This is a genomic window from Burkholderia sp. RF2-non_BP3 (assembly GCF_001522185.1).
GTDB classification, from domain to species: Bacteria; Pseudomonadota; Gammaproteobacteria; order Burkholderiales; family Burkholderiaceae; genus Burkholderia; species Burkholderia diffusa.
In genome coordinates this window covers 253,205-261,333 of record NZ_LOSU01000023.1, presented here as the reverse complement: position 1 = coordinate 261,333, position 8,129 = coordinate 253,205, and the positions used below count along the sequence as shown (strand labels likewise).

9 protein-coding genes are annotated in these 8,129 nt (G+C 65.8%); 2 read left to right on the top strand and 7 right to left on the bottom strand.

Annotated features, from left to right (window positions below; translation table 11 throughout):
- The 4 genes from WS45_RS09350 to WS45_RS09335 all read right to left on the bottom strand — a co-directional run.
- A partial coding sequence (locus WS45_RS09350; RefSeq protein ID WP_441294166.1) for an electron transfer flavoprotein subunit beta/FixA family protein occupies positions 1–317 on the bottom strand: 317 nt, incomplete at its 3' end.
- A 229-nt stretch (positions 318–546) separates the two neighbouring features.
- On the bottom strand, positions 547–1,341 hold the full coding sequence (locus tag WS45_RS09345; protein WP_059529974.1) for a MetQ/NlpA family ABC transporter substrate-binding protein: 795 nt from the start codon (positions 1,339–1,341) through the stop codon (positions 547–549).
- Positions 1,342–1,369: 28 nt separating this feature from the next.
- Positions 1,370–2,023, bottom strand: a complete 654-nt coding sequence (locus WS45_RS09340) for a methionine ABC transporter permease (RefSeq protein WP_059529977.1) — start codon at positions 2,021–2,023, stop codon at positions 1,370–1,372.
- Positions 2,013–3,047, bottom strand: coding sequence for a methionine ABC transporter ATP-binding protein (locus WS45_RS09335; protein WP_059509785.1), 1,035 nt, complete (start codon positions 3,045–3,047; stop codon positions 2,013–2,015). Before WS45_RS09335 ends, WS45_RS09340 begins: the two co-directional genes overlap by 11 nt.
- Positions 3,048–3,263: 216 nt before the next feature.
- Between WS45_RS09335 and WS45_RS09330 the strand changes: the two genes are divergently transcribed.
- Positions 3,264–4,187: an alpha/beta hydrolase gene (locus WS45_RS09330; RefSeq protein ID WP_059529980.1), complete on the top strand. Its 924-nt coding sequence runs from the start codon at positions 3,264–3,266 to the stop codon at positions 4,185–4,187.
- 22 nt (positions 4,188–4,209) lie between these two features.
- Here the strand turns inward: WS45_RS09330 and WS45_RS09325 are convergent, their stop codons facing one another.
- A complete protein-coding gene (locus WS45_RS09325) occupies positions 4,210–5,133 on the bottom strand; it encodes a histone deacetylase family protein (protein ID WP_059699499.1) in 924 nt (307 codons plus the stop codon).
- 43 nt (positions 5,134–5,176) lie between these two features.
- Here WS45_RS09325 and mltB point away from each other — a divergent pair, with 43 nt between their 5' ends.
- Entirely contained in the window at positions 5,177–6,526 is a 1,350-nt protein-coding gene (mltB, locus tag WS45_RS09320) for a lytic murein transglycosylase B (RefSeq protein WP_082721884.1), read from the top strand.
- Between the two features lie 76 nt (positions 6,527–6,602).
- On the opposite strand, the gene cysM is transcribed toward mltB, so the two are convergent.
- A complete protein-coding gene (gene cysM / locus WS45_RS09315) occupies positions 6,603–7,505 on the bottom strand; it encodes a cysteine synthase CysM (protein ID WP_059529990.1) in 903 nt (300 codons plus the stop codon).
- Positions 7,506–7,711: 206 nt separating this feature from the next.
- Positions 7,712–8,056, bottom strand: coding sequence for a ComEA family DNA-binding protein (locus WS45_RS09310; protein ID WP_059529993.1), 345 nt, complete (start codon positions 8,054–8,056; stop codon positions 7,712–7,714).
- Between the last annotated feature and the right edge of the window lie 73 nt (positions 8,057–8,129).

Genomic DNA, 8,129 nt, shown 5'->3' with positions numbered 1-8,129 from the left:
TCGACCAGCGCCTTCAGGATCTTCGCGACGGCCAGCGGCTCGACGCTGTCGTTCGACTCGACGAGGATCGCGCGATCCGCACCGATCGCCAGCGCCGTGCGCAGCGTTTCCTGCGCTTGCGTCACACCGACCGACACCGCGATCACTTCGGTCGCCACACCCGCTTCCTTCAGGCGCACCGCTTCTTCCACCGCGATTTCGTCGAACGGGTTCATCGACATCTTCACGTTCGCGATGTCGACGCCGGTGTTGTCCGACTTCACGCGGACCTTCACGTTGTAATCGACCACTCTTTTCACTGGCACCAGGATTTTCATGCACACGCTCCAAAGTTACGAATACGACCAGAGGCCATTCTATAGCGAGGCCTCATGACTGCGCGGCCAAGCGGACCAATCCATCGCGGCTATCGAGGATAGCGCTCATCTTCGGCGCGCCGGCAATAGCGAACGGTCGTTCTATTTTAAAAGAGAAAAAACCCGGACGCAAAGCCCGGGTTTTCGATCATCGACTCTAATCGTCACCGGGCGCGCCCAGCACCACGTATCACCAGGCGGCGATGACCGCGCCGCCGAACTTCTGTTCGATGAACTGCTTCACTTCGGCGGAATGGTAGGCCGCGACCAGCTTCGCGACCCACGGCTTGCTCCGGTCGGCCTCGCGAATCGCGAGGATGTTCGCGTAAGGGCCGTTCGGGCCCTCGATCGCGATCGCGTCCTGTTTCGGCTTCAACCCCGCTTCCATCGCATAGTTGGTGTTGATCGCCGCAGCGTCGACGTCGCCGAGCGAGCGCGGAATCTGTGCCGCATCGAGTTCGACGATCTTCAGCTTGCGCGGATTGTCGACGATGTCGAGCGGCGTCGCCTTCAGCCCGGCGTCCGCACGCAGCTTCAGCAGGCCCTGCTTCTGCAGCAACAGCAGCGCGCGGCCGCCATTGGTCGGATCGTTCGGCACCGCGATGCGCGCGCCCGGCTTCAACTCGGCCAGCGACTTCACCCGCTTCGAATAGATGCCCATCGGGAACGTGACGGTATCCGCGACCTTGATCAGCTTGTAGCCGCGATCCTTCACCTGCGCCTGCAGATAAGGATCGTGCTGGTAGCTGTTCGCGTCGAGATCGCCCGACGCGAGCGCCGCGTTCGGCTGCACGTAATCCGAGAATTCGACGATGCGGATGTCGAGGCCGCTCTTGGCCGCGACCTTCTTCACCACGTCCATGATCTGCGCGTGCGGACCGCCCGTCACGCCCACCTTGATGGTTTCGGTCTGCGCGTGCGCGCTCGCGAACAACGCGGCCGCGCCGAGTGCGGCCGCGAACTTCAGCATGAAACGTCGTTGCATCGTCTCCCCCTACCCATGAATGTCGTTATTACTTGTGGCTCAGCCGGCGCACGAGCCAGTCGCCGAACGATTGCACGATCTGCACGAACACGATCAGGATCGCGACGACCGTCCACATGACTTCCGGCAGATAGCGCTGGTAGCCGTAGCGGATGCCGAGATCGCCGAGCCCGCCGCCGCCGATCGCACCGGCCATCGCCGAGTAGCCGACGAGCGACACGAACGTGATCGTCAGCCCTGCGACGATGCCGGGCAGCGATTCAGGCAGGAGCACCTTGAACACGATTTGCGACGTCGTCGCGCCCATCGACTGCGCGGCCTCGATCAGCCCGCGGTCGACTTCGCGCAGCGCCGTCTCGACCAGCCGCGCGACGAACGGCGCGGCCGCGAGCGTCAGCGGCACGACCGCCGCAGCCGTGCCGATCGACGACCCCGTGACGAGCCGCGTGAATGGAATGACCGCGACCAACAGGATGATGAACGGTGTCGAGCGCACCGCGTTCACGATGCCGCCGAGCACGCGATTCACGCCGAGGTTCTGCAGCACGCCCTGGCGGTCGGTCAGGTAGAGCAGCACGCCGAGCGGCATCCCGACGAGCGCGCCGACCGCTCCCGAGATGCCGACCATGATCAGCGTCTCCCAGAACGACTGCACGAACATATCGAACATCTCACTCAACATACGAAAGCTCCTCTACCACCACACCTTGCTCGCGCAGGAACGCGAGTGCCTGCCCGACCTTGCCCGGTTCGCCGCCCGCGAGCACCGCGAGCGACCCGAACGCCTGCCCCTGGATCTCGTCGATCTGGCCGTGCAGGATATTGAAATCGAGTTCGTACCGGCGAATCGTCTCCGACAGGATCGGCTGATCGACACCCGAGCCGGTGAATGCGAGCCGCAGAAGATGCCCGCTGCCCGTCTTCAGCCGCTCGGCCACGCGTGCCTTCAGCGCGGGCGGCAGCTCCTGCGCGATCACGTCGCCGATCAATGCGCGCGTCACTTCGTGATGCGGCTGCAGGAACACGTCGATCACGCGGCCTTCCTCGACCACGCGACCCGCGTCGAGCACCGCCACGCGATCGCACACCTGCTTGATCACTTCCATCTGGTGCGTGATCAGCACGATCGTCAGGCCGAGTTCGCGATTGATGCGCTTCAGCAGGTCGAGGATCGCGCGCGTGGTCTCGGGATCGAGCGCCGACGTCGCTTCGTCCGACAGCAGCACCTTCGGCTTGCTCGCGAGCGCGCGGGCGATGCCGACGCGCTGCTTCTGGCCGCCGCTGATCTGCGCCGGGTAGCGGTCCTTCTGCGCGGACAGCCCGACGAGGTCGAGCAGCGGCAGCACGGCGGCCTCGATGTCGGCACGGCTCGCGCCAGCCAGCTCGAGCGGCAACGCGACGTTGTCGAACACCGTGCGCGACGACAGCAGGTTGAAGTGCTGGAAGATCATGCCGATTTCGCGGCGCGCTTCGCGCAGTGCGCCGGCCGGCAGCAGCGTGAGATCGCGCCCGCCGACGACGACGTTGCCTTCGGTCGGCCGCGTGAGCAGGTTGATGGTGCGCACGAGCGTGCTCTTGCCGGCGCCGCTTCGGCCGATGATGCCGAACACCTCGCCCTGCGGGATCGTCAGATTGACGTTGTGCAATGCGTCGACCCAGCCGGTCGGCCCGGGGAAACGCTGCGACAGATTGCGTAATTCGATCATGTAAACAAAACGGCGGCCGACTGGCGAAGCCCGCCAGTCGGCCGCCGATGCATCTGGAATAGCCGGCGATTTTACCGCAAACGCCTCATTCCACTTAATAATCGATTTCGATCTTTTCATAACCAGACGAAATTAGAGGAGCACTGCTGGCCCGCCATGCGAGTGCCGCGACTATGATCCGGAACACCGATGCCGACTAAACAGGAGACCCGCCAGATGACCGCCACCACGACGCAGACCGCCGCGCCCGCCGCCACCGCGGCACTGGACACGGCAGCGCCGCCCACTCCGCGGATGGGCCGGCTGCGTACCGCGGACGGGCTCGAACTGGCGTCGTATCGCTGGCCGGCCGGCGACGGCACGGAGCCACCGCGCGCGACGATCGCGCTCGTGCATGGCCTTGCCGAGCATGCGGGCCGCTACGCGGCACTCTCGGCCAGATTGAACGCGGCCGGCATCGACGTGCTGGCAATCGATCTGCGCGGGCATGGCCAGTCGCCCGGTAAGCGTGCGTGGGTCGAGCGTTTCGACGATTACCTGAACGATGCGGATGCCCTCGTCGCCGAAGCCGCCCGCGACGATACGCCGCTCTTCCTGATGGGCCACAGCATGGGTGGCGCCGTCGCGGCGCTGTATGCGATCGAACGCGCGCCGGTTCGCGGCCACGCGCTGGCGGGTCTCGTGCTGTCGAGCCCGGCGCTCGCGCCGGGACGCGACGTGCCGCGCTGGATGCTCGCGATGAGCCGCTTCATCAGCCGCGTGTGGCCGAGCTTCCCCGCGATCAGGATCGACGCGGCGCTGCTGTCGCGCGATCCGGCCGTCGTCGCGGCCAATCGTGCCGATCCGCTCGTGCACCACGGCGCGGTGCCGGCACGCACCGGCGCTGAAATCCTCGATGCGATGGCGCGCATCGAGCGCGGTCGCGGCGCGCTGCGCGTGCCGGTGCTTGTCTATCACGGCACCGAGGACAAGCTGACCGAACCGGACGGAAGCCGTGCGTTCGGCGCACGCGTCGGCTCGCCAGACCGCACGCTGACGCTATACGAAGGCGGGTTCCACGAAACGATGAACGATCTCGAGCGCGACCGCGTGATCGATGCGCTGATCGCGTGGATTCACGCGCACGTGTCGGCACGCTGAGCGCGCGCCGGCTCGCTCCCGGTCAGATGCCGGCCAGCACGCGCAGGTGCGCGACCACGCTGCGGCCGAGCGCGGACAAGTTGTAGCCACCCTCGAGGCAGCTCACGATGCGGCCCTGCGCGTGCCGGCGCGCGACGTCGACGATCTGCGTGGTCAGCCATTCGAAATCGGCCTCGACGAGACCGAGGTTGCCGATGTCGTCCTCTCGATGCGCGTCGAAACCGGCCGACACGAACAGCATCTGCGGCTTGAACGCGTCGAGACGCGGCAGCCAGGACATGTCGACCGCTTCGCGGATCGCCATCCCGTTGCTGCGCGCAGGCATCGGCAGGTTGACCATGTTCGGCGCCTGATGATCGACGCCCGAGAACGGGTACAGCGGATGCTGGAAGAAGCTGCACATCAGCACGCGCTCGTCGTTCGCGAACGCGGCTTCGGTGCCGTTGCCGTGGTGCACGTCGAAATCGACGATTGCGACACGCTCGAGGCCATGGACGTCGAGCGCATGCCGCGCGGCGATCGCGACGTTGTTGAAAAAGCAGAAACCCATCGCGCGCGCGGGTTCCGCGTGATGGCCGGGCGGCCGCACGCTGCAAAACGCATTCGCGTAGCGGCCTTCGATCACGGCGTCGGTCGCCGCGATCGCCGCGCCGGCCGCACGCAGCGCGGCGCGCCACGTGTCGCGGTTCATCAGCGTGTCGGGATCGATCTCGACGTAGCCGTCAACGGGCGTCATGCTGCGGATGTAGTCGATGTGAGCCTGCGTATGCACGCGGCCCAGCGCCACCTCGCTCGCGAACGGCGCGGTTTCGTGCACGATCAGGTCGTCGATGCGGCTCGCGATCAGCTGATCCTGGATCGCCGACAGGCGGGCCGGGCATTCCGGATGCCATTCCCCCATCTCGTGCAGCATGCAGTCGGGGTGCGTATAGAAGGCGGTTGCCATAAGCTGTCATCCGCGACGCAGGGTGCGCCGCAGGTCTCCATCAATGATGTCCATCGTCTGCCGCGAATTCGCCGCTAACTTACCACAACGGTGCGCTGCTTCGCCCCGGCACGCAGGATGCGTCGGGTATACTGCGCCGAACCCCATCGCCTTGTCCGCCCGCTTCGACATGAATTCCAGCAAGCCTGCCGCCCTTCTCTCCGCACTGTTCAGCGTTCGCGTCCCGCTCGTTGCCGCTGCCGTCGCCGTTACCGTGGCCGCCGCGCCCGCCGTCGCGCAGACGCAGCCCGCGAAGTCCCCCGGCACGCGCGTCGCGCAGGCGCAACCGCAGCAGCCGGCGCCGCAAGGCCAGACCTTCGAAGAGGAAATCGTTCCGCAGCGTTACGCGAACAACGCGAAGGTCGATGCGTTCATCGACGAGATGGTGAGCCGCAACGGCTTCGATTCCGCGAGCCTGCATGCGCTGTTCTCTCGCATCAGCTACTCGGCCACCGCCGTGAAGCTCGTGAAGCCGGCGCCGACGCCTTCGGTGAAGAACTGGCGCGTCTATCGTTCGCGCTTCATCGAACCGATCCGCATCAACGCGGGCGTGAAATTCTGGAAGGCGAACAAGGCGACGCTGCAGCGCGCGTCCGAGGAATTCGGCGTGCCGCCCGAAGTGATCGTCGGCATCATCGGCGTCGAAACGATCTACGGCCGCTACATGGGCAACTTCCGCGTGCTCGATGCGCTGACGACGCTCACGTTCGACTACCCGGACACGCCGAATCGCGACAGCCGCCAGGCAACGTTCCGCAAGAATCTCGAGGACTTCCTCGTCTGGACTCGCGACAACCAGCTCGACCCGACCACCGTGCTCGGCTCGTACACGGGCGCGATCGGCATCCCGCAGTTCCTGCCGAGCAGCATCCGCGAGTATGCGGTCGACTACGACGGCGGCGGCCACGTCGATCTGCGCAGCAGTCCTGCCGATGCGATCGGCAGCGTCGCGAACTACCTGAAGCAGCACGGCTGGGAAACCGATCGCCCGGTAGTCTGGCGAATCACGCCCGACACGGGCAGCCTCGGCATCGCCCAGGCCGCCGCGGACGGTCAGCCCGAACCGCACTGGGCCCTGTCGCAACTGCTGCGCGCCGGCATGACGCTCAACGAGCCGACGGTCAACATCACCACCGAAGCCGGCACGCCGGTCACCGTGGTCGATCTGCCGTCGCCGGGGAGCGCGACCGAATACATGCTCGGCCTCAAGAACTTCTACGTGCTGACGCGCTACAACCGCAGCTTCTTCTACGCACTCGCCGTGTACCAGCTCGGCGAAGCCGTGAAGGCGCAGATGGAGGCGAATGGCGCACTGCCGCTGCCTGCGGCGGACACGGAAGCGCCGGCGCAGTAAGCACGGCCCGCGCAAAGAAAAAGCGCCGCTTGTGCGGCGCTTTTTTATCGCGTGATGCTGCTGATGCCGTTCGGGCTCAGGCAGGAAATACGCCGGTCGACAGATAGCGGTCGCCGCGATCGCAGACGATGAAAACGATCGTCGCGTTCTCGACCTGACGCGCGATACGCATCGCGACTTCGCATGCGCCACCCGACGAGATGCCGGCAAAGATGCCTTCGACAGCCGCGAGCCGGCGCGCCATCGTTTCGGACGCGGCCTGGCTCACGCTCTCGACGCGATCGACGCGGCTGCGATCGAAGATCGTCGGCATATAGGCTTCCGGCCACTTGCGAATGCCCGGAATGCGCGACCCTTCTTCCGGCTGCGCGCCGACGATCTCGATCGCCGGATTCTGTTCCTTCAGAAAGCGCGACGTGCCCATGATCGTGCCTGTCGTGCCCATCGCCGACACGAAGTGCGTGACGCGCCCCTCGGTGTCGCGCCAGATTTCCGGGCCCGTTCCTTCGTAGTGCGCGATCGGATTGTCGGGGTTCCCGAACTGATCGAGGATCACGCCCTTGCCTTCGCGCTGCATCTGCTCCGCGAGGTCGCGCGCCAGTTCCATCCCGCCCTTTACCGGCGTCAGGATGATTTCGGCGCCGTAAGCGGCCATGCTCTGGCGGCGCTCGATCGACAGATCCTCCGGCATGATCAGCACCATCTTGTAGCCGCGGATCGCCGCTGCCATCGCGAGCGCGATGCCCGTGTTGCCGCTCGTCGCCTCGATCAGCGTATCACCCGATTTGATGCGACCGCGCGCCTCGGCCTTGCTGATCATCGACAGCGCCGGACGATCCTTCACGGAACCGGCCGGATTGTTGCCTTCCAGCTTCGCGAGCACAACGTTGTTGCGTGCGCGAATCTCGTCGTCCGGCAGGCGGACCAGTTGCACGAGTGGCGTGTTGCCGATCGTGTCTTCGATAGTTTTGTAAGCCATGGAGATACCGTGAGTGCGAGGCCGATCAATCGATTGATTGTAAACCAGCACCGGGGCTCGCGCCGGCAACCCCATTGCGACGATGGAATAGATGCGCCACACGATTCACGCGTGTGCGTGTGCAGCATGCACGCAAAAAACCCGCGGCAAGCCGCGGGAAGCCGTCGCAATGACGGCGGCTGAAGGAGCCCTTTGTCTCGCGTGCGTTATTTCTGCGCGGTGCGGGCAGGTGCCGCAGCAGGCTTCGCCGCCGCCGGCTTGCCCGCGGCCGGTGCCGCCGCACCCGAGCCTGCCGCACCGATCGTCAACCCTTCCCGCTGAAGGCGCTCGACCGTTTGGCCGCCCATGCCTTTCACGCGCGAGGCGAGATCGTCTGCATTCCTGAACGGCCCGTGTGCGCCGCGCTCGTCGAGAATCGCCTTCGCCCGCGCGGGACCGATGCCCTTGATGCCGACGAGTGCATCCTCGTTCGCGGTGTTGACGTCGACGGCCGCCCAGGCCGACGCGATCGCGCCGAACATCGCGGCGGCGGCAAACCATTTCCTGATCATGTGCTGGATCTCCGATGAAATCGGTCGGCGGCTGCCGACCGTGAGACCCAGTCTAGCGATGCGACGCGCAGGC

Coding starts and splice junctions, on each gene's coding strand:
- WS45_RS09345 (WP_059529974.1), bottom strand. CDS start 1,341: ATGCAACGACGTTTCATGCTGAAGTTCGCGGCCGCACTCGGCGCGGCC.
- WS45_RS09340 (WP_059529977.1), bottom strand. CDS start 2,023: ATGTTGAGTGAGATGTTCGATATGTTCGTGCAGTCGTTCTGGGAGACG.
- WS45_RS09335 (WP_059509785.1), bottom strand. CDS start 3,047: ATGATCGAATTACGCAATCTGTCGCAGCGTTTCCCCGGGCCGACCGGC.
- WS45_RS09330 (WP_059529980.1), top strand. CDS start 3,264: ATGACCGCCACCACGACGCAGACCGCCGCGCCCGCCGCCACCGCGGCA.
- WS45_RS09325 (WP_059699499.1), bottom strand. CDS start 5,133: ATGGCAACCGCCTTCTATACGCACCCCGACTGCATGCTGCACGAGATG.
- mltB (WP_082721884.1), top strand. CDS start 5,177: ATGATGTCCATCGTCTGCCGCGAATTCGCCGCTAACTTACCACAACGG.
- cysM (WP_059529990.1), bottom strand. CDS start 7,505: ATGGCTTACAAAACTATCGAAGACACGATCGGCAACACGCCACTCGTG.
- WS45_RS09310 (WP_059529993.1), bottom strand. CDS start 8,056: ATGATCAGGAAATGGTTTGCCGCCGCCGCGATGTTCGGCGCGATCGCG.